Raw genomic sequence first — 22,978 nt, forward strand, 5'->3', positions numbered from 1 at the left:
TAAATAATATATTCGTATGAAAAAGAAACTGCGTATAGGAAAGGAAGAGATATTGCTCCTCCTTGTTTTTCTATTGGGAGGAGGCCGGGTCTTTGCACAAACAACAATTGTTTCAGGTAAAATTACTGATGAAAAGGGTTCCTCCTTAATTGGTGTAACGGTTGCGATCAAGAATACCACTACGGCTACGGTATCTAATACTGAAGGCGGATATAGTATAAAAGCCGGTGCTGCAGATGTGCTGGTATTTTCCTATGTTGGTTATCATGAGCAGGAAGTGCCGGTTAACGGGCAATCAAAGATCAGCATTACCATGAAACGCCAGGAGTCGGATCTGGGAGAAGTCGTAGCTATCGGTTATCAGACCGTTCTGAAAAAAGACCTTACAGGAGCTACAGGGGTAGTAAAAATGGAAGACGCCCGGAAAATATCCGGAGGTTCCGTTGCAGAAGCCCTGCAGGGCCTTGTTCCCGGTGTAACCGTGAGGAACGGAGGAGCGCCTGGTCAGAATGCAACAATAGAAATAAGGGGTGCGGCCAATTTTCAATATCTCAGTCCTTTATATGTAATAGACGGAATGATCGCTGATGCCAATGTAACCATTAACCCGGATGATGTGGCCAGTGTTCAGGTATTAAAGGATGCATCCGCCGCTGCTATATATGGTGCCAGGGCCGGAAGCGGTGTAATCATCATTACAACAAAAAAGGGCAGGGCTGGTGATCCTGTCATCAGTGTCAGCGCAAAAGTGGGCATGCAGCAGTTGCCCAAGGTCTGGGATGTTATGGACGCTCCCTCTTTTCTGAAAACGGCGCAGCAGCAGTATACCAACTCCGGTGTGGCACTGCCGGCTGATATCTCTGCCCAGTTAGCGAATAACACCATTAATGTTGACTGGCAAAAAGCCGTTTACCGGACAAGTCCTTATCAGGACTATAATGTAGGCGTATCAGGAGGCTCTGCTACAGGTAGTTACTATTTGTCAGGGGGCTATTACAGTAACCAGGGAACGGTTGTTGCGAATTCATTCGACCGTGCCAGTATGCGTATAAATACGGAGATGAGAAAAGGGAGATTAACAGTTGGAGAAAATATGATGTTAAGTTCCTCCCGCTCTCAAAACCCCGGCGGTGGTGTGAACGTTTTCTATAACTCCGCTCAGATGCTGCCAATCATAATGGTGCAGAGCGATGATTATAAAGACCCGAATTTATATCCTTCTAATCCCGGAGGCTGGGGTTGGGGTCATCCAATAATCCTACATATGCCAATAACTACCTTGCAAATGCTGCTTTGGATAAGGTCAATAATACTTATGCCAAAATTGTGGGTAATATGTTTGCCTCATTAAAATTAACGGATTGGTTAAGTTATAAATTCAATTTTGGCCTGGAAGCCAGTTTCGATTATTCAAAAGAAGTGAGAGATACAGGCGTCTGGCGCTATACCAACCAGCCTCCGCAGACTTTTGTATCTGAAGGTCGCTCCAGATTCACCAATATGTTGATGGAGCATACACTGAATTTCAACAAATCTTTTGGCAGGCACAGCATCAACGGGGTACTGGGTTTTTCAAGAGTAGAACAGCAAAGGGACTATACCAATGCCAGCAAAAACGTGTTACAGAATCTGAATGGCATCCTCTTTACCACAATTGGTTCCGCCCTGGGAAGTCCCGGTGCAGACGGCGGACTGAGCTCAAAATGGAGGAACCATGGCTGGATAGGACGGGTGAATTATAGCTATGCAGATAAATATCTGCTGACGCTGACAGGGCGTGCGGATCAGGATTCCCGGTTTAGCCGCTATCTCAGAACCGGATATTTTCCTTCTGTAGCGGGCGCATGGCGCTTAAGCAAAGAAGATTTTTTCAAAAGTGAGCTGATCAACGACCTGAAAATAAGAGCGTCCTACGGAGAGCTTGGTTTTAGCGATGAATTAGGATCATGGCCGTTTACGGCTTTCATTAACAGTGCTTCCAGGGCCATTTATGGCACTTCGCAAATCCCTCATATCGGTCAGTACCAGGCATCCATCATCAATCCTTACCTGAGATGGGAAGTGAGGACGCAAACAGATGTCGGGGCGGATGCCAGCCTCTTGAACAATGCATTCTCCGTTTCTTTAGACTGGTACCGTTCTTTGTCGAAAAAAGTTTTGCTGGTAGTACCGTTGCCGCAATACCTGGGCAGCAGCACAAGCCCGTATGTGAACACCGGTTCTATAAAGAATACAGGCATTGAATTTACCGCTACATACAGAAATCACCAGCATGCGTTTAAATGGGACCTGTCCGGCAATTTTACGACCATCAGGAATGAAGTAATGTCGGTTGGTGAACGGGGCGAGGATGCCAGTGGCAATAAGGTAGATTATCTGGAGCCGGCTAATTATACGCGTACGCAGGTGGGGCATCCTATGGGCTCATGGTTTGTGATCCAGACTGCGGGCCTTTTCCAGAGCCAGGAAGAAATTAATAATTATAAGAACAGTGCGGGAAGGATCATTCAGCCGAATGCCAAACCTGGTGACGTAAAATATGTGGATCTGAATGATGATGGCCAGATCAATGACCAGGACAGAACATACAGGGGTTCTCCCTGGCCTACATTACAATCAGGTCTGCAATTCAATGGCAGTTACAAAGGGTTTAATATAAACCTTCAGTTTATCGGGATTTTTGGTAATAAAATATATGATGATGTGCGCAGGGCGTTAGACGGTTATCAGCTTACCAATTACAGAAATGGGATTGATCCCTGGTCCCCAACCAATACGGGCGGAACAGACCCAAGGCTTGCTGTTGATAATGGCAGCGATCCGTCTGTATCAGCTAACAATATGGCCCAGACAGACAGATGGCTGGAAAACGGCTCTTATGTAAGATTAAGGAACCTCGAAATCGGTTATACATTTGATGCTTCAGCCCTGAAAAGGGCAGGTTTTAAAAGCACCAGGATATTCATCAGCGGCCAGAACCTCTTTACCATTACCAAATATAAAGGTCTGGATCCTGATGTAGCCAATAATAATGCATTAATGAGAGGTATGGATTCAGGTTTCTGGCCATCAAGCAGGATTTATTCTGCAGGTATCAACTTTGAATTTTAATATCATTCTTTAAAAATATCGGATAATGAAAAAATCATTCTTTCTATTCGTCATAGCTGTTCTGATCTTATCCTCCTGTAAAAACGATCTGGATATACCCAATCCAAATAATCCAACAATTGATAATTTCTGGAAAACCGCAACAGATGCACAAAATGGTGTCAATGCCATTTACAGCACCTATCACAGGGTAGGTTTAGCCAGGAACCAGTTCTTTCTTACTATTGTACGGTCAGATGAAGGGTTCAGCACCAGTCCCAATTCCATTCTTATTAATAACTTTGATGTTTTCAACGTAACCGACTATAACCTGTGGGAAACCACCACCGTGTGGCAGGACTTGTATATTGGAATAGCCCGGGCCAACCAGGTGCTGGACAATGTACCTGATATTGACATGGATGCAACCCTTAAAGGCCAGTTGCTGGGTGAGGCAAAATTTATGAGGGGCTTCTTTTATTATTACCTGGCTACGTTGTGGGGAAATGTGCCGGTATTGGTAAAAACCCCGCTTCCCACGGATTATCCTTCAACCACACATCAGGCAGATGTGTATGCACAGGCTGAGCAGGACTTTACCGATGCAGCAGCCGCACTGCCTGAAAAATACGATGATGCAAATGTTGGCAGGGCTACAAAGGGAGCTGCTTATGGTATGCTGGGCAAGTGTTATTTGCAGCAGCATATGTATAGCGAGGCACAACAGGCTTTACAATGGCTGGTTGAAGGTGACGGAAAAAATATATACGATCTTGTAACCAGCTACAGGGATAACTTTTTAGAGGGCACTGAAAATAATAAAGAATCGGTTTTTGAATTTCAGAATGCTGTAAATCCCAAAGATAATCATGATGATGATGCAAGCGGTAATCCAGACAATTTAAACTATGGTTCTTCTATTCCCCCGTTTTTTGCGCCCCGCCCGATCGGCTTTACAGATGGCCAGGCCAGAAGGCAATGTGTTTGGGAATTTTTAACTGAAAAAACAACCAGCGGAGGAAGAGATCCACGTGTAGATGCCAGCTTTATTTATGATTCAACAGATGTAAGGGGCCCTGAATATTCAATGGTATACGGACAATCCTTTGCTTCAAGAAACTATGCAAATGTACCGGGAGACCCTGTGGCTGTTGCAACAACACATACTGTTTATTTCAGGAAATTCCTGAATGATGCCACAAGCGTTGGCGAAGTGTTTCATTCCGGCAACAACTACCGTTATTTACGTTATGCGGATATACTTTTGTTATACGCGGAAGCACTGAATGGAATGGATCAGACAGCAAAGGCATACTCGTATGTAAACCGCGTAAGGGCAAGGGCCGGTTTGGCGCCGCTTCCTCCGGGAATGAGCAAGGCGCAATTTTTAGAACGGTTAAAACATGAGCGGCTGACAGAACTTTGCGGAGAAGGGCACCGTTGGGAAGACCTGGTAAGATGGGGCGACCTGGGCACGAAGCTGGTTTCAAGAGATCCGAGCTTTGCCTATTACCAGGATAAATATGCCTTATTGCCTGTACCCCAATATGAGCGTGACGTAAACCCTAAATTAGAGCAGAATCCGGGCTGGTAACGAATCATTAATACTATGAGAAGAAAATGTATAGCTGCAATTATTACACTGGCATTCACTATCGGATGTGGCAAATCCGGTGGAGATGCCGGTAACGGAGGTGATGGTGGCGGCACCCAGCCGGTTGTTAAGAAATTTACCAACCCCATATTATCTTCAGGGCCCGATCCCTGGGTTACCCGGAAAGGGGACTACTATTACTATACGCAAACAACCGGCAATGGTATAAAATTATGGAAAACGCAATATGTAGATGATTTGCGGAACGCGGTTGCTGCAACAGTCTGGACACCTGCTGCGGGAACGGCATACGCTGCGGATGTGTGGGCCCCGGAACTGCATTATCTTGATAATAAATGGTACCTGTATGTTACAGCCGCCACTGCGGGCAATAATGCTTCCCACCGCATATATGTATTAGAAAACAGCTCGGCAGACCCGTTAAATACCGGCTGGGTTTTTAAAGGTAAGGTAGCCGACCCTTCTGACAAATTTGCTATAGATGCTACAGTGTTTACCTATAAGAACAACAATTATATGGTGTGGAGCGGATGGCAGGGAGATGTGGATGGAGAGCAGGATTTGTTTATAGCAAAACTGTCCAACCCCTACACCATTGAGGGGAGCCGGGTGCTGATCTCAAAACCGACCTATGATTGGGAAAAGATATCTACAGGTGTTAATGTGCTGGTTAATGAAGGACCAGAGGTGGTACAAAACGCCAACGGGAATGTTTTTCTCACCTATTCGGCTAATGGTTGCTGGAGCGATGATTATTGCCTGGGGATGCTTTCTTTAAAAGCAGATGGAGATCCGTTAAACCCTGCAGACTGGACAAAATCTCCCGTTCCTGTATTTACAAAAAATACAAGCGGTGGTGCTTTTGGCCCGGGCCATAACGGGTTTTTTAAATCGCCGGATGGAAAGGAGGACTGGATCATTTATCATGCAAATTCCCTGGCCGGCCAGGGTTGTGGCGATACGCGCAACCCGCGCATCCAAAAATTTACCTGGAAGCAGGATGGAACTCCTGATTTTGGGATGCCAGTGAAGATTAACGAGCCGGTTCAGAAACCATCCGGGGAATAATTTTTTTTATATTGTTTTACACGGATTATCATATCTGCACCAACCTATAAAGTGCCGGGTTATCTGCTCATAACGCATAGCATGAGTTTTCATCTGGAACTACGGGAAGTATTCCCCTGCATTTTATAGTGCCGATGACAGATTACATGATATGTTGAAAACCAATCCTGTTTTAGTCATGCTGAATTCCCGCCCGGATGACAGCATCTTTGTATAGTATCGCTCAACAGGCCCTGAAACAAAAACAGATCCCGGAACAGGTTCGGGATAACATCTTCAGGGTAACCCGTAAGAAGGATTATCATTGCCTCATCCGAACTTTCGGATGATTTTATTTTTACAAATGGAAAACTTGACATTACACCAGGGCGCAGTTGTTGTTCTTCTTTATGATCCCGTTTTATTTTTTAGAACTTTCATATAAAATTGTCTCCTGAAGTGTTTAAGCAGGTCTTGATATCAATTGGTATGAAACAGCTGTTCAGGCCAATGAGCTTACGGCAATTTTTTAGAAGCTCCGTTGCATATTGAGACAAATTGATGAAAAATTGAGACGAATTGCACTGCTAAATCGTTTTTCCAGGTATATTTTAGCGAATGAACGAGCTGCCATCATTACGATTGTTTGACAGGTAATGCCCTGAACAGTTCTCGAACCGGTTTGGTACTTAATGTAAAAGCCCCGGGTGTATGCTGGTCTTAATAGATAACAGACGGCCCGTAGATATAAATGTTTAAACCAATTTGCCATTATGATTATACGAACAATTCTTTTAGTCGTTTTTAGCTTCATGATACGGGGAGCCGTATTTGCCGCAGGTTATCCTGTATCTGCCGGCAAGGCCGTTAGCAACGGAAGAGCTGTGCCCATTACGGGTAAGGTGGTGGATCTGAGCGGGAACCCTATGGCCGGTGCTTCTGTAAGTATTAAAGGTACGCCCATTGGTACGCTAACAGGAACTGATGGAAGCTTTACGCTGAATACACCAAAGGACAGCGGTACGCTTGTTGTCTCTTATGCCGGCTATAAGACCCAGGAGGTGAAGTTTTCCGGGCAATCGACCCTGACCATTTCTATGGAACCGGAAGAGCACTCGGAAAATGAAGTAGTGGTGATCGGATACGGTACCAAAAAAAGACAGGATATTACATCAGCTATATCCACAGTCACTTCTAAAGACATTGACAAGGTACACGGTGGTTCTACCGTAAGCACAGCGCTGGCCGGGAAGATTCCCGGTGTCAGTTTCCGGCAGGCAGACGGAAGGCCCGGCTCCTCCGCAAATGTACAGATCCGGAATTTCGGTACTGCATTATATGTTATTGACGGCGTGCAGCAGGATGTAGGCTCTTTCAATAACCTGGCACCGGGAGATATTGAAAGCATCTCCGTTTTAAAGGATGCATCGGCTTCTATCTACGGGTTAAGAGCTGCAAACGGGGTAGTGGTGGTTACCACAAAAAAAGGAAAGCTGGGTGAAAAGCCCACCATCAGCTTTAATGGGTTCTACGGCATCCAGAGCTGGACGCGCTTCCCTGAAGTGCTGACCAGCTCTTATGATTACATGCGTTACAAGGCGGAGGCTGAAGTGAATGCAACGGGAAGCACGTCCATTACGCAGGAGGAGCTGGATAAATATAAAGCAGGTACTGAGTATGGATATAAAAGCTTTGACTGGCGCGACTTTATCATAAAAAACAACTCCCCGCTCACTTCGGCCAGCCTGAGTGCCGAAGGCGGCAGCGAACGTATCACTTACTATATTGCGGCAACACACCTGTACCAGAACTCTCCATTAGGAAGGGAATATAAATTCTCCAGGTCCAATATACAATCCAATATCAGCGCCAAGATCGCAAACGGGCTTAAAGCCGGTATGACCATCAACGGACGTGATGAAATGACCCAGAACCCCGGTGTTCCCTATGTTGATGATTACTTTGTAGCAAGGAAGGCGCTGATGCGCAATACACCCCTGGAACGGCCTTATGCAAATGATAACCCCCAGTATATAAATGATATCAAGCATAATGAAACCAACTGGGCGTTCCTGAACTACAAAAATTCGGGCCTCTTCAAAAGGGACTGGCGCGTATTGCAGGCAAACCTGACGCTGGACTATCAGCCTGCGTTTGTCAAAGGGCTAACGCTGAGCGGTCTTTATTCGTATTATATAGCGGACGAGGTGCTCAATAACCAGGAGTATACCTATGATACCTATACGTACGATCCGCAGCAGGACACCTATACCCGTACAGGCGGCAGTACCAACCCCTGGCGCGAGCGGGAACAGGTAAAACAGATCAATATTACCACCAACATTAAATTGAATTATTCAAGGAGTTTTGGATTGCATACCATAGATGCCACATTGGTGAATGAAAGGATACAGAATAATTATACCCGGAACTGGCTACACGCGCTGCCCCCGTTCAATTCATTGTCACTAATCTATATTGCCCAGACAGACGATTACCAGGATGCAGTGAAAAACCAGCCCCGTATTGGTTATATCGGAAGGCTGGCTTATGGATATGCAGATAAATACAATATTGAACTTTCAGGGAGACGCGATGCCTCTTACTTATTTCCCCCGGATCACCGGGTGGGGTATTTCCCGTCTGTATCCGGTGCCTGGCGGATCACCAACGAAAAATTCATTCAAAACCTGTTGGGCGAAAAAACGGTTTTGAGCGAGCTGAAACTAAGGGCCTCTTACGGGGTGATGGGAGATGATGGCGGTAATGATAATCCGATTGTGGAGCCCTTTGCTTATTTAACGGGATACCGGTATAATGCCATTGGCTCTGTGCAGGGCGGGGTCTATATCCCCGGCCTGGTAGATAAAGGGATCCCGGTTACGAATATCAGCTGGACAAAGAGTAAAATCCTGGATATCGGGATCGACTATAACTTTCTGAAGGGGAAATTCACAGGAGCAGTAGATTATTTTGACCGGAGAAGGACCGGTATCCTGGATTCAAGAAGGGATGTGGTGGTGCCGGCAGAGCTGGGCTATAACCTGCCGCAGGAAAACCTGAACAGTGACCAGCAACGCGGGGTGGACGGATCCATTTTTTATAACGGAAAAATTGGAAGGGATTTTACACTTACCGTAGGCGCCAATGGTATGTACTCCAGGGCTAAGATGCTGGATATTTATAAACCCAATGTTCAAAACGCGTTGGACGCATACAGAAATCTTGGAATTGACAGGTATAAAAGCATTACCTGGGGTTATGAAGCTATAGGGCAATTCCAGTCACAGGATGAGATCAATAATTATCCCGTGGATATTGATGGCAGGGGAAACAAAACCATGTTGCCAGGCGATATCATTTATAAAGACTTTAACGGCGATGGTAAGATTGATGGTAATGACCTGCGGCCGATCGGTTATGGCAACGGAGGCGGCGTACAGCCTATTGTAAATTATGGTCTTTCCATTAACCTGTCTTATAAACAACTCGACTTTACGGCCGATTTTTCAGGTGCAGCCGGCTATACGTGGATACAAAGTAATGAGTCATTGATCCCGTTCTTTGAAGAGGGAAACCTGAATACCATCTTTTTAGACCGATGGCACCATCAGGATCCACTGGATCCCAATTCTCCCTGGGTACCAGGCAAATATCCGGCATTGCGGTTTAATCCTAACGGCGGCGACAACCCCAATTACCGGTACATCTCTACTTTCTATACACATAATATCAAATATTTACGTGCCAGAACCATTGAACTGGGCTATTCATTACCAGCGCCCTGGGTGAAAAAGATAAAAGCGACCCGGGCCAGGGTTTATGTAAATGCATATAACCTGTTCTCCATTGATAATATGAAACAGTTTGGACTTGACCCTGAAATAGATGATAATACCGGTTTGCAGATTCCCCAGAGCCGGGTATTCAATATTGGCGTAAACCTGACTTTTTAATCGCAGTAATCTATTTATCCAATGAACAAAATAATAATATCTTTTGTCTTTCTGATCCTTTGTATGAGTTCCTGTAAAAAGGATAGTGCTTTTCTGGATGTGAAACCCCCGGACATTATTGATAACGATGAAATATACCAGGATCCCGTGGCCATCAACAGCGTGCTTTCCAATTTATACCGGAGAATATATGACCAGATCGATCTGAACGGAGGGGGTGATCTGGATGACTGGCGGAACTTTGTAGGTTTTGGAGAAAGCTTTCCTTCTGATGGCGATTACGGGACTGTGCAGAACAGGGAGTGGGATTACGGCTCCTGGTCTATCTGGGATTATTCCTACATCCGTGAGCTGAATTTGTTCCTGAAGCGGTTAGGCGAAAGTACTTCCATCAAGGTATCAGAAGATCAAAAAAAAGAGTTCCTGGCAGAAGGCCGGTTTTTAAGAGCCAGCTATTACTTTGAAATGGTAAAAAGAATGGGTGGTGTTCCTTTAATCCTGGAACCACTGGACTTTGAGCAGGGAGATGATGTAACACAGGTGCAGTTTCCCCGGGCAAAAGAATACGAGATCTATGATTTTGTTATAAATGAGGCGGAGGAAATTAAAAAGGATCTGCCCATAGATAGAGATGGAACTTTAAAAGACAGGGCCACACAGGGTGCTGTGCTGGCCATGGAATGCCGCGCAGCCCTGTATGCAGCTTCCATTGCCAAATATGGGGCCAAAACGCCCCAGGTATCCTTATCAGGAGGAGAAGTGGGGATTCCCGCCAGCAAGGCGGAAGCCTACTATCAAAAAGCGTTGAATGCAGCCGATTCTATTATTGCAGGCAATGCAGGGCCCTACTCGCTTTATATGAAACAACCTTCAGATCTGTCCAATAATTTTGCCAGTCTTTTTACCGATAAATCGGGAAACCCTGAAATGATCTTTATAAAAGATTACCAGCTCAAAGCCTATACGCACGGGTTCACGGTACAAAACCAACCCCGGTTCGGATCAGATGAAGAAGGGGATGCAGGCCGCATTAACCCGTCTCTGAACCTGGTGCAGTCTTTTGAAAAACTCGATAATACATTCGCCCCGATACCCATAACAGATGGGGCCGGGAACCGCATCCGGTATGATGACCCTCTGGATGCTTTCGCCGGAAGGGATGCAAGGCTGGCAGGTACCATACTATTGCCGGGTGCTACCTTTAAACAAAAAGATGATATCTGGAATGGGGTACTTCTTCCGGATGGCAGTACGCTTAGCGGGGATGTAAGAGGCGCCACCAGGGATTATGGGAGTTTTAAGAATTTACAGGTGGTGGGGCAGGATGGTCCTGTAAATGGCCAGGTATTTACAGCACAGACCGGTTTTTACATCCGTAAGTTTCTTGACCCCAAAAAATTGTCAGGCGGCAGGGGTACACGCAGTGATATTCCCCTGCCACGTTACCGTTATGCGGAAGTATTATTAAACGCTGCAGAAGCTGCGTTTGAATTACAGAAAACAGATGTGGCAGCACAATATCTGAATGAGGTACGCCGCAGAGCCGGTTTTAAAACAGACCTGACACCTGCACAGATCACCTTTGACAGGATCGTGCATGAACGCAGGGTAGAACTGGCTTTTGAAGGCCACTATCTTTTTGATATGAAACGCTGGCGGCTGGCAACCAGTGTCTGGAACGGGCAGGCCATGAGCCCGGGCGATCTTTTGAATAATATTGGTTCGGCCACCAAACCCAATACACAGCCTTATGGTTTGTGGGCTTCTAAGGTCTATGACCCCGCTCAGCCGGATCCCGCAAAATGGAAATGGGTATACAAAATTGTTTTACCGTCAAAGGTTACAGCAGCATTAAGTTTCCGTTTGGGCAATTATTATTCCCGGATCGGCAACGACATCATAGGCAAGAACCCCAAACTGGTACAGCAACCCAATCAGTAAGTGGTTGCTGCAAAAATTATAAAAAAGAAAAACAGGTATTCATGAAGAAATTAATAGTTTACTTAGCAGCCTGCAGCTTGTTTATATGCGTGCTTATTTCCTGTAAAAAGGATAATTATGATCCTCCAAAGATTCAGCTGACCGGGCAGTTACTTTATAATGGTGATTCTGTATATGTGGAATACGGTCAGGTATCTTTTCAGCTGCACCAGCATGGATATAGCACACCCGCTCCCATTGAAGAGACCTTTAATCAGAACGGTACTTTATCGATGTTACTGTTCCCCGGCGATTACAAGCTGGTGATCCCGGACGGGCAGGGGCCTTTCTTATGGAAACACACAGCAGCCGGTACCCCCGATACGCTGGATGTGGATCTTACACAAAATACCAGCATAGAAATACCCGTAACTCCTTATTATATGATAAGAAATCTCCAGATAACCAATAACGGCAGCTCTGTGACGGCTCATTTTGCGCTGGAAAAGATCATTACAGGTGAAAATGCAAGAGATGTGGATGCGGTGGCCTTGTATATTAATAAAACACAGTTTGTATCACAGACCGATGATGGTAAAATAGCCGGAGCATCTGAAACCGCCATTGCTGATCCTGGTAATATTGCGCTGTCAGTAGCTATTCCTTCCATCACTCCTGCGCAGAATTATGTTTTTGCAAGAGTGGGCGTAAAGATCAGCGGTGTTGAGGATATGCTGTATTCAAAGGTTGTGAAAATTAATTTTTAAATTCAGGTGTTTTGGTAAAAATTGTTTTGGAAAAAGTTTACTTTACACATTCCCGTGTAAAACGTATACACAGCACATCTGCCCTTTTGAAAAAACTGGTCTTCGATGGCCGGGCTGGTTTTATAAAAAATGGAACGCCGGAAGCAAAAAGAGAAGGGCTGTTTGACCGCTGGCTTTCGTAATTTTATCCTACTTAATGAGTATATGACCGGTATTAAAAATAGTATAGTAGTAATAATGCTGTTGCTGGCGCCGGCAACCGGCTTTGGGCAAAATAAGCTGGTAGCCGGCAGCAACGAAGTTGTGACCAATGTGGACCGGCCGGATAATACGATGACCAACAGGTATTATGCAGGCAATAGAAAACCATTGCAGCCGTTATATCTTGTAAAACTGCCGGTAGGAGCCATCCAGCCAAAGGGCTGGCTGCTCAAGTACCTTGAACTGCAACGGGATGGTCTTACGGGCCATTTGGGAGAAATAAGCGCATGGCTGACCAAAAAGGATAATGCATGGCTAAGCCCGGATGGCAAGGGGGATCATGGCTGGGAAGAAGTGCCCTATTGGTTAAAAGGATATGCAAATCTTGGTTATATACTGAACGATAAAAAAATAATCACCGAAGCCTCAACCTGGATCAATGCTGTTTTATCCGGCCAGCGGAAGGATGGTTATTTTGGCCCGTTGATCCTTAAGAACGGCAAGCCGGATCTTTGGGGAAACATGATCATGCTTTGGTGCCTGCAATCTTATTATGAGTATAGTAATGATCAAAAGGTATTGCCTTTTATGGAAAACTATTTCCGCTGGGAATATAACCTTCCTGACAGCCTGTTTTTGAAAGATTACTGGGAGAACAGCCGGGGAGGCGATAATCTTTTAAGTGTTTACTGGTTGTACAACCATACAAGGGATAACGAATGGCTGCTGGATCTTGCAAAGAAAATTGATCGTAATACGGCCAACTGGCGCCAGGAAAACAATCTTCCCAACTGGCATAATGTAAATATTGCGCAATCGTTCCGGGAACCTGCTACCTATTTTTTACAGAGCGGCAGCAGGGCCGACCTGATGGCTACCTACCGGGATTTTCATATCATCAGGGACCGGTTCGGGAATGTTCCGGGTGGTATGTTTGGAGCCGATGAAAATGCAAGGGCCGGTTATACAGACCCCCGGCAGGGTGTGGAAACCTGCGGAATGGTAGAGCAAATGGCCTCTGATGAGATCCTGATGGGCATTACAGGCGATCCCTTCTGGGCCGATAACGCTGAGGATGTCGCCTTCAATACTTACCCCGCGGCCGTAATGCCCGATTTTAAAGCCTTGAGGTATATCACCAGTCCCAATATGTCCGTTAGTGACAGCAGGAATCATCATCCCGGTATTGACAATAGCGGCCCGTTCCTGATGATGAACCCCTTCAGCTCAAGGTGCTGCCAGCACAACCATGCCCAGGGCTGGCCTTATTATACCGAACATGTATTTATGGCGACACCCGATAACGGGTTGGCGGCATTGCTGTATAGTGAAGCGGTTGTAAAAGCAAAAGTGGGCTCAGGACAGGAAGTGCGTATTGAAAGCAAAGGGCATTATCCATTTGACGAAACAACAACGTTCCTGTTTGATACAAAAGATAAAGTGACATTCCCTTTTTATCTCCGTATTCCCCAATGGTGCAGCCATGCGCAACTGAAAATAAACGGAACGGCTGTGCAGCAGAACTTTAACCCCGGCTCTTATATAAAAATTCAAAGAAGCTGGAGTAAGGACGATAAAATAACGTTGACCCTGCCGATGGAAATAAAAGTTCGTGAGTGGGCAAAAAATAAGAACAGCATCAGCATAGACCGCGGGCCCTTGACCTATTCCTTAAAAATAAAGGAGCAATATATAAAAGCTGATAGTAAGGCATCCGCTATTGGCGATTCCAAATGGCAGGAATCGGCAGATCCTGAAAAATGGCCGTCTTATGAAATAAGGCCTGCATCTGCCTGGAATTATGGGTTGGTATATGATAAGAAGGAAGGAACTGCACTCTTTAAGGTAATAAAAAAGGAATGGCCCGGAGATGACTTTCCCTTTACCCCGGAAAATGCACCGGTGGTCCTGAGTGCCCGGGCCCGGGAGATTCCCGGATGGAAAATAGACAAATATGGCCTTACCGGTGTGCTGCCTCAAAGCCCGGTAAAAGTAGCCACTAAAGAAGAATCCGTTCAATTAATACCCATGGGGGCAGCCCGCCTGCGTATTGCAGCCTTCCCCGTGGTCAACTGATAAATGATAATGCTGAAAATAAAAGACCTGTTTATAACTCCTTCGAATCCAGCCTATGCGGAATGTTAAAGGCTACGATGATCTGCGTTCCGGAATCGCGGGAAAATAAATACTGGTTTATTCACAGAATACTGAATTGATTATTATAATGAAATTGAATCGCTCTTACTTATTCCTGATGTTAGGCTTCCTGATGAGCTTTAAAATTCAGGCACAAACACAAAAAGCCCCGGCCTATCCGTTAATTACACATGATCCTTATTTTAGTATCTGGTCGTTCAGTGACCAGCTCAATGAGTCGGCAACCAAACACTGGACAGGCGCCGATCAGCCATTGCTGGGATATATAAAAGTGGATGGTAAGATTTACCGTTTCCTGGGTAAAGAAGTGCCTGTTTACAAAACCCTGCTAGCTACATCAGAAGAGCAGCCATACAAAGTAAGATATACGGAAAAAGACCCTGGCCAGGGCTGGAACAGTGAGCAATTCCGGGAAACGAACTGGAAAACCGGCGAAGCCCCCTTTGGGGATCAGGCATCCGCAATAAAAACGCCCTGGCAATCAGAAGACCTTTGGGTAAGAAGAACTTTTGAACTGGAAGAGCTGCCGGGTGCGCCTGTTTATCTGAAGATAAAACATGATGATAATATTGAAGTATACCTGAATGGCGCTGTTGTGTACAGCTGTAACTGCTGGGTGGATAAATATAGTTACATTCCCATCAAAGATGCAGCCTCCTTATTAAGGAAAGGAAAGAATACAATAGCTGTGCATATAAAAAACACAAAAGGAGGGCAGTTCCTGGATTTTGGATTAGCAGCTGAGTCCCGTTTTGATCGTTCAGACACTATTGATAAAGCTGTCCAGAAAAATGTGCAGGTAAAAGCAACGCAAACCCTTTATGATTTTGAGTGTGGCCCCGTAGCGCTAAAAGTTGCTTTTATTTCCCCGTTGATCATGAATGACCTGGAATTATTATCCAGGCCCGTTTCCTATATTACGTTTGCAACCAGCAGTAAAGACAACCTGGCGCATACCGTTGAAGTATTATTGAGCGTTTCTTCAGATCTTGCAGTAAATACACCGACACAGGAAATAACGGCTGAGAAATCAACCTCCGGCAATTTAAGCCTGTTAAAGGCAGGAACCGTGAGCCAGCCTGTATTGCAAAAAAAAGGGGACGACCTGCGTATAGACTGGGGGTATTTATATATTGCGGCTCCCACCGGCAAAAATACCTGGCAATATATTGCTGAGCCGGGCAGCGCTTCGCTGAAGGTATTCAAGAGCGCTGACAAATTTTCACCCATGCTGAAACAGCAGGGCAAACAACTGCTGTTGAATACTATTCTTGATCTTGGAAGAGCGCAAAGCGCTTCAGGAAAGTTAATGATTGCATATGACGATCTTTATTCGATTCAATACTTTGGAGAAAATTTACGCCCCTGGTGGAACCGGAAAGGAAAAAGTTCTATTGAGGAGCAGCTGGAGAAGGCGGAAAAAGAATACAATACCGTAGTAAAACAATGCGCTTCCGTTGACAACAGGGTTTATCAGGATGCATGGAAAGCAGGTGGCACGGAATATGCCCGGCTGTGCGAAATGGCATACCGTCAAAGTATTGCGGCGCACAAACTGGTGCAAAGCCCCTCAGGTGACCTGTTGTTCCTTTCAAAGGAAAATTTCAGCAACGGGTCGATCAATACAGTGGATGTAACTTATCCTTCGGCTCCGTTATTTCTTGTATATAATCCGGACCTGCTAAAAGGAATGCTGAATGGGATCTTTTACTATAGCGAATCAGGGAAATGGGCAAAACCATTTCCGTCGCACGACCTGGGCACTTACCCGCAGGCCAACGGGCAAACCTATGGAGAAGACATGCCGGTGGAGGAAGCAGGGAACATGCTTTGCTTAACCGCAGCTATAGCAAAAGCAGAAGGCAATGCACAATATGCGCAAAAACACTGGGAAACCCTTACCACCTGGGCCGATTATCTGGTTAAAGAAGGCTTTGATCCGGCTAATCAGCTGTGTACAGATGATTTTGCAGGTCACCTGGCACGCAATACCAATCTTTCAATGAAAGCCATTATGGGCATTGAAGGCTACGCAGCGATTGCAAGGATGTTGGGTAAAAATGATGTGTATAATAAATATCACGGAACAGCTACAGCTATGGTGCCAAAATGGTTGCAGCTGGCAGATGACGGAGATCATTATACACTGGTATTTGAAAAGAAAGGCACCTGGAGCCAGAAATACAACCTGGTTTGGGATAAAGTGCTCCGGTTTAATATATTCCCCCGATCGGTCTACCAGAAAGAAATTAGCTTTTATTTTAAAAAGCAGAATAAATACGGTCTTCCGCTGGACAGCCGGAAAAGCTATACAAAATCCGACTGGATCCTGTGGACCGCAACCCTGGCGAATAATAGCAATGATTTTAAAGCGCTGGTAACGCCTGTTTATAAGTATGCCACAGAAACGCCGGCCCGCGTGCCGCTAAGCGACTGGCATGAAACAACCGATGGGCGCCAGGTGGGATTTCAGGCACGCAGCGTTGTTGGCGGATATTTTATGAAAGTGCTGGATAAAAAACTGAATCAATAAAAGCGTTCAGAAAGCTGCCGTTGCCGGTACAACCGGTATAACTGCAGAATATTTTGACTCACCAAAAAGTATGAATATGAAGAAAGTGATTTTTTTTGAGCGACTGATGACCGGGTTGCTGGCTTTAGTTACCGCAGGGGTAATGATCATCTCCTGTGCAACCCCTGAAAGTAAAAAACCGGACGGGAAGGATTCCCTGGCAGGCCGCAGGGAAATCTGGACGCAGGAGCAGGCAAATAACTGGTATGCCGGTCAGCCCTGGTATGTGGGCGCCGACTTTCTGCCCAGCACTGCCATCAACCAGTTAGAGATGTGGCAGGCGGAGACATTTGATACCGCTACTATTGATAAAGAACTGGCCCTCGCCGAATCGATCGGCATGAATGTGATGCGTGTTTACCTGCATGACCTTGTGTTTGAAAATGATGAGCAGGGTTTTTATGACCGCATCAATCAATTCCTGCAAATAGCAGACAAGCACCATATAAAAATATTGTTTACGATCTTTGATTCCTGCTGGGATCCTTTTCCAAAGGCAGGAAAGCAGCGGGCTCCCAGGCCGTTTGTGCATAATTCCGGCTGGGTGCAAAGCCCGGGACAGGCCGCCTTGAAGGACTCTGCCCAATACCCGCGCCTTGAACAATATGTAAAGTCCATTGTTGGAAAATTTGCAAATGACCAGCGCATTATAGCCTGGGATGTATGGAATGAACCGGACAACATGACCGGCCCATCCTATGAAAAGGTAGAAATACCGGATAAGGTAGCGCTGGTGCTTCCTTTGCTGAAAAAGACATTTGAATGGGCCAGGTCTGCAAACCCGTCCCAGCCGCTTACATCTGGGGTTTGGGCGGGTAACTGGCAATCAGACAGCACTTTAAAGCCTGTTGAAAAACTGCAGCTTCAGGAATCCGATATTGTTTCCTTCCATTGTTATGATGATTCCGCAACATTGCATAAAAAAATTGATGAATTAAAGCGGTATAACCGGCCGCTGTGGTGCACTGAATATATGGCACGTCCCAATAAAAGCACGTTCCAGAGCTCCCTGCCTGTTGCAAAGGCAAACAAGGTAGCCATGATCAACTGGGGCTTTGTGGACGGGAAATCGCAAACCAAGTACCCCTGGGACAGCTGGACAAAGACCTATACTTCAGAGCCCCCGCTCTGGTTTCATGATATTTTCCATAAGGATGGAACACCTTATAAACAGGATGAGGTGGATTTTATTAAGTCAATGACGGGGAAAAAATAAAAAAGGTTAGGGTCTGTTTTTAATGTTCATTAGCCGGCACATTAGAACAGGGTGCAGCCTTCGTTATGAAGCTGTCGGAAAAGAATGCCTGCCTGGAACTTCCGTTTGTTGTTAACATGACAGTAATGAAAACCAAGAACCGTGGGTCCGGAGGCATAAGAACACTGTTCGCCATGATGCGTGTCCGCACGCATCCTCCGGAGCCTACAGATCAGGACATTCAGGACAGTTACTGTTGTATGCCCTGTTTAGGGAACAAAAATAAATGAGGTTATGAATAGCCGGATCTTAAAAAGTATAGTTTATTTATTATTGATAATGCCTTTTACTGTAAAAGGTCAGGGCCCTGCTGGGCAGAACCCGTTACTGGCGGACCCAACGATCTTTTATTATAAAGGAATTTATTATTTGTACGGCACAAACGGACACAATGCCAATGAAGGGTTTACCGCTTATACTTCTGCTGATCAGCGTAACTGGTTTTACAGGGGAATTGTGCTTAAAAAAGGAACCAGTTTTGGAACCCGGGGTTTCTGGGCACCGCAGGTAGTACATTATAAGGGCCGGTTTTATATGGCCTATACAGCGGACGAACATATTGCCATTGCTGTAGCGGATAGCCCGTTGGGGCCATTTCAGCAGCAGGAAATAAAGGCCCTGGATACTTCTGTAAAAATGATTGACCCCTTTTTGCTCTTTGAAAAAGATAAAGTGTATTTATATCATGTACGCCTTCAGAATGGGAACCGGATTTTCGTTGGGGAAATGAATAAAGACCTGAGCGCTATAAAAACGGCTACAGTAAAGGAATGCATTCATGCTGATGCCGGCTGGGAAAATACCGCAAATGCTAAGTGGGGAGTAACAGAAGGCCCCACAGTAGTAAAACGCGGACGTTATTATTACCTGATCTATTCTGCCAACGATTTCCGCAACCCCGATTATGCCGTAGGCTTTGCAACAGGCACATCGCCTTACGGTCCCTGGGAAAAATATTCCGGTAATCCTGTTTTATCTCAACAGACCACCGGAAACAATGGAACAGGGCATGGTGATCTGTTTAAAGACGCGCAGGGCAACTGGCACTATGTTTTTCATACGCATTATGCTGCTGCAACGGTTGCACCGCGCAGAACGGCCCTGATCAGGGTGACTTTTGAAAAAACTGCTAACGGAGAGGAGGTGATCACTGCGGATCCCCGTACTTTCCATTTCTTAAATGTTGTTCAATGAACCGTTTTATCTTATGGGCTGCTATAGTCCTCTCAATTAGTTTTCAGCTGAATGCGCAACAGGTACAAAAAACCTTTACCAATCCGTTACTGGCTTCAGGAGCAGATCCGTATAGCTTTTACAAGGACGGGTATTACTACTATACCAACACTATGGGAACCAAACTGGTGCTCTGGAAAACCCGGTCCCTGGCAGACCTGAAGCATGCAGAACAGAAAACTGTTTGGACCCCGCCGGCCAGCACAAATTATTCAAAAGAATTGTGGGCGCCGGAGATCTTATTTTTAAGAGGTAAATGGTATATGTATTTTGCAGCGGATGATGGTAATAATCAGAACCATCGTATGTATGTTATTGAGAACAGTTCCCCGGACCCAATGAAAGGCGAATGGGTATTTAAAGGCAAAGTAGCTGATCCGTCTGACAAATGGGCCATTGACGGGGATGTGATCGAATATAAGGGACAGCTATACATGATCTGGTCGGGCTGGCACGGTGATGTAAACGGGCAACAGAATATTTACATTGCTAAAATGAGCAATCCCTGGACAATAGAAGGAGAGCGGGTGCTGTTGTCTGAACCGGAATATGACTGGGAGCGGCATGGCTATTTAAAAGGAGAAACCCCGGAACAGGTTAATGTAAATGAAGGCCCGCAGTTCCTGGTACATAAAAACCATCTCTACATTGTTTACTCTGCCAGTGGTTGCTGGACGGATTTTTATACATTGGGCATGCTCTCCGCAAAAAATGACAGGGATCTTTTAAACCGGTCTAACTGGGTAAAAAGTAAAGAACCGGTTTTTAAAGCGGCTCCGGAGAATGGTGTTTATGCGCCGGGCCATAACTCCTTTTTTAAGTCGCCGGATGGGAAAGAGGACTGGATCTTATATCATGCCAATTCAGCGCCTGGTCAGGGTTGCGGAGGGCACCGGTCGCCGCGGGCGCAACAGTTTACCTGGGACAAGGCCGGGCGTCCTTATTTTGGAAAACCATTGCCGGCTGGCCTCCCGTTAGCTGAACCAGCAATGAAAAAACAGGAGTACAGGCCATAGAAATTCCTGGCAGCAGTTGCAGGCGGCTTATAGAAAATGGTTTTGTAAAGAGCTGATTTTATTGTATTATTGACATTTATAACGCTTGCCCGGGAACTATGGCAACAGCAAAAACGAGCGGCCATCTTTAATAAAAAACATAAAAAAATAGAACAATGAGTCATTCATTAAAATTTTTTGCGGTAGCTGCGCTGGCGCTTGGCATAGCGGCCTGCAATGATAATAGTGCAGAAAAAAAAGAAAGCGCTGCAACAGACAGCACGGCTGTAAAGACCGATGACACGCCGGAGTCTCTGGACAGTGCGAAATTTGTGGCTATGATTGATGGTAAAAAAACGGCATTGTATCAACTAACCAACCATAAAGGCATGACAGTTGCCATTACCAATTATGGAGGGCGTATTGCAGGCATCTGGGTGCCGGATAAAGAGGGAAAACAAACGGACGTGGCCTGGGGAATGAGCAGTGTTGATGCATTTGAAAAATCAGATATGGCGTATTTGGGTGCATTAATCGGCCGTTATGGAAACCGTATTGGCCATGCTCAATTTCAGCTGGACGGCAAAACATATCCGCTGGCGGCAAACGATGGCCCTAATACACTGCATGGCGGCAAAAAAGGATTCCAGGCCGTGGTATGGGATGCTGCACAGCCCAACGACAGTACCCTGGAACTGATGTATACGAGCCCCGACATGGAAGAAGGTTTTCCCGGAACATTGAACGTAAAAGTCGTATACAGTGTAACGGCTGATAATGCTTTAAAGATTGATTACAGTGCTACTACTGATAAGAATACGATCGTGAACCTCACCAATCATGCTTATTTCAACCTGAATGGCGAGGGCAGTGGTGAAATACTGGGTCATACGGTACAGATCTATGCCGATAAATATACCCCTGTTGATTCTACACTGATCCCTACCGGTAAGCTGGAACCCGTAGCAGGTACTCCTTTGGATTTTACAAAACCGGCTGCAATAGGTGCCCGTATCAATGATGATAATGAACAATTGAAATTTGGTAAGGGATATGATCACAACTATGTATTGAACGGCACTAAAGGCCTGTATGGTCTTACACATGCAGCAACCTTTACCGGCGATAAGTCTGGCATTTCAATGGACATTTATACACAGGAACCGGGATTGCAATTTTACAGCGGTAATTTTAATAAGAGCACCAACACTTTAAAATCCGGCGCAAAGGATATACACAGGGGTGCTTTTGCAGCGGAAACCCAGCATTTCCCCGATTCTCCCAACAAACCGGCCTTCCCCAGCACAGAGCTGAAGGCCGGCCAGCAGTATCATACGGTTACCTACTATAAGTTTTCATCTAAGTAACAAATGATATATGCGACAGATCCTGTAGTTTATAACAGCATTTGAGCTGATTACAGCAAAAACCTAGGGCGTTCCCTGTAAAAAAGAACAGCCTTCAGGCTTGTTCTTTCTGTCATAGACAAAGAATAACAGTGAACCGGTATCAAAATAATAATTTGCCCCGGGCTGATCAAAAGACTTCGGATTGCTGTACCGGTTTTTTATTGCTACAAAATCAGTGGCGCCATGACAAACTCTTCTGCCGCTACCTTTAGGCTCAATAAACAGGATCTGATTTTTTTTAATAGCAAAAACGACTGTCTTGTCGTGCTGAGGCAGCTATAAAAGTGTTTGCATTTAAGCCTGCTGTACAACAGGAGGTTCATTGAATCGGATCATCCGGATGACCAGTAAGTTGCTAAAGGACTATCATGATGAGGCACTCGCAAAAGCGTTGTCTTTAAGCTGATTGGGATGACAATTTTTTCAATCGTCATCCCGGGCGCAGCCCGCGATAGCGGGAGAAGCCGGGGATCTCTGTATCATCAGAGAGATGCCTCTGCTCATTCCGCTGCGCTCCATCCGGAATGATGTTCCTTATGTAGATGCATTTCCAACAACTTACAACATTTGTCATGAACAGCTTACAGAAGCCCGTCCGCCCGAAGCTTCAGGTACAGCTAAGCAGAGCGGGCATGCCGCATTTCGTTATCCTTGCAGCGACGCACAAAATGATGCTTCCGCTCTTAAATTGAGAGCTATGATGTCGCCCGAACCCTAAAGTGATAGTAGCTTGGGATAATTGTAATAAAATTGATCGCAGC

Annotated in this window: 15 protein-coding genes; all 15 read left to right on the forward strand. The window is 45.6% G+C overall.

What is annotated here, in order from left to right:
* The first annotated feature begins 16 nt into the window (after nt 1–16).
* Nucleotides 17–1,351: a TonB-dependent receptor plug domain-containing protein gene (locus tag A8C56_RS06835; protein ID WP_067753720.1), complete on the forward strand. Its 1,335-nt coding sequence runs from the start codon at nt 17–19 to the stop codon at nt 1,349–1,351.
* A complete protein-coding gene (locus A8C56_RS06840) occupies nt 1,294–3,111 on the forward strand; it encodes a SusC/RagA family TonB-linked outer membrane protein (RefSeq protein WP_067753722.1) in 1,818 nt (605 codons plus the stop codon). Before A8C56_RS06835 ends, A8C56_RS06840 begins: the two co-directional genes overlap by 58 nt.
* 25 nt (nt 3,112–3,136) lie before the next feature.
* Nucleotides 3,137–4,684 (forward strand): RagB/SusD family nutrient uptake outer membrane protein, encoded by a 1,548-nt coding sequence (locus tag A8C56_RS06845; RefSeq protein WP_067753724.1) that lies wholly within the window; start codon nt 3,137–3,139, stop codon nt 4,682–4,684.
* Between the two features lie 15 nt (nt 4,685–4,699).
* Nucleotides 4,700–5,773, forward strand: a complete 1,074-nt coding sequence (locus A8C56_RS06850) for a glycoside hydrolase family 43 protein (RefSeq protein WP_067753726.1) — start codon at nt 4,700–4,702, stop codon at nt 5,771–5,773.
* Between the two features lie 752 nt (nt 5,774–6,525).
* Nucleotides 6,526–9,708 carry a SusC/RagA family TonB-linked outer membrane protein gene (locus A8C56_RS06860; RefSeq protein ID WP_071609324.1) on the forward strand — a complete coding sequence of 1,061 codons (3,183 nt, stop codon included), beginning with the start codon at nt 6,526–6,528 and terminating at the stop codon, nt 9,706–9,708.
* A 21-nt stretch (nt 9,709–9,729) separates the two neighbouring features.
* Entirely contained in the window at nt 9,730–11,649 is a 1,920-nt protein-coding gene (locus A8C56_RS06865; RefSeq protein WP_067753732.1) for a RagB/SusD family nutrient uptake outer membrane protein, read from the forward strand.
* A gap of 41 nt (nt 11,650–11,690) precedes the next feature.
* Complete coding sequence (locus A8C56_RS06870; RefSeq protein ID WP_067753735.1) at nt 11,691–12,395, forward strand: DUF3823 domain-containing protein; 705 nt, start codon at nt 11,691–11,693, stop codon at nt 12,393–12,395.
* Between the two features lie 11 nt (nt 12,396–12,406).
* Complete coding sequence (locus A8C56_RS24370) at nt 12,407–12,577, forward strand: hypothetical protein (RefSeq protein WP_157097899.1); 171 nt, start codon at nt 12,407–12,409, stop codon at nt 12,575–12,577.
* A 22-nt stretch (nt 12,578–12,599) separates the two neighbouring features.
* The gene (locus A8C56_RS06875; protein WP_067753738.1) at nt 12,600–14,672 is read left to right on the forward strand and encodes a beta-L-arabinofuranosidase domain-containing protein; all 2,073 of its coding nucleotides are present in this window, start codon (nt 12,600–12,602) and stop codon (nt 14,670–14,672) included.
* Between the two features lie 148 nt (nt 14,673–14,820).
* Nucleotides 14,821–17,286 carry a glutaminase family protein gene (locus A8C56_RS06880; protein ID WP_067753740.1) on the forward strand — a complete coding sequence of 822 codons (2,466 nt, stop codon included), beginning with the start codon at nt 14,821–14,823 and terminating at the stop codon, nt 17,284–17,286.
* Nucleotides 17,287–17,362: 76 nt separating this feature from the next.
* Nucleotides 17,363–18,541, forward strand: a complete 1,179-nt coding sequence (locus A8C56_RS06885) for a cellulase family glycosylhydrolase (RefSeq protein WP_067761706.1) — start codon at nt 17,363–17,365, stop codon at nt 18,539–18,541.
* A gap of 318 nt (nt 18,542–18,859) precedes the next feature.
* A complete protein-coding gene (locus A8C56_RS06895) occupies nt 18,860–19,774 on the forward strand; it encodes a glycoside hydrolase family 43 protein (RefSeq protein ID WP_067753746.1) in 915 nt (304 codons plus the stop codon).
* Nucleotides 19,771–20,829: a glycoside hydrolase family 43 protein gene (locus A8C56_RS06900; RefSeq protein WP_067753748.1), complete on the forward strand. Its 1,059-nt coding sequence runs from the start codon at nt 19,771–19,773 to the stop codon at nt 20,827–20,829. The genes A8C56_RS06895 and A8C56_RS06900 overlap by 4 nt, the downstream gene beginning before the upstream one ends.
* A 155-nt stretch (nt 20,830–20,984) precedes the next feature.
* Nucleotides 20,985–22,175, forward strand: a complete 1,191-nt coding sequence (locus tag A8C56_RS06905; protein WP_067753751.1) for an aldose epimerase family protein — start codon at nt 20,985–20,987, stop codon at nt 22,173–22,175.
* A gap of 532 nt (nt 22,176–22,707) precedes the next feature.
* A complete protein-coding gene (locus tag A8C56_RS06910; RefSeq protein WP_067753754.1) occupies nt 22,708–22,935 on the forward strand; it encodes a hypothetical protein in 228 nt (75 codons plus the stop codon).
* Nucleotides 22,936–22,978: the final 43 nt, after the last annotated feature.

It is taken from the genome of Niabella ginsenosidivorans, assembly GCF_001654455.1.
Taxonomy (GTDB): domain Bacteria; phylum Bacteroidota; class Bacteroidia; order Chitinophagales; family Chitinophagaceae; genus Niabella; species Niabella ginsenosidivorans.